At 59.6% G+C, this 324-nt stretch carries 1 protein-coding gene; it reads right to left on the reverse strand.

Annotated features, from left to right (window positions below; genetic code table 11):
- Window positions 1-324 (reverse strand): methyl-accepting chemotaxis protein (locus HX778_RS24985; protein WP_255483531.1); only part of this gene is annotated, 324 nt, incomplete at both ends.

Here is a 324-nt window from a genome sequence, read left to right on the forward strand (position 1 = left end):
GGTCTGGAAAGCAATACCGTCGATCACGCTGGTAATTTGGGCAATTTTGCTGGAACTGGTGGCAATTTCGTCCATCGTCCGCACCACGCCTTCCACTACGTTACCGCCTTTCTTCGCGGTCGTGGAGGCATCCAGCGCAAGGCGTGACGCCTGGCGGGCGTTATCGGCATTTTGCTTCACCGTGGCCGTAAGCTGTTCCATGCTGGCCGCCGTTTCTTCCAGCGAAGCCGCCTGCTGCCCGGTACGGGAAGAGAGATCGTTTCTGCCCGCGGGAATTTCACCGGCACCGGTATAAATCGTGTCGGCGCCATCGCGAACCCCGCT

This window comes from Cedecea sp. P7760, assembly GCF_013386425.1.
Taxonomy (GTDB): domain Bacteria; phylum Pseudomonadota; class Gammaproteobacteria; order Enterobacterales; family Enterobacteriaceae; genus Cedecea; species Cedecea selenatireducens.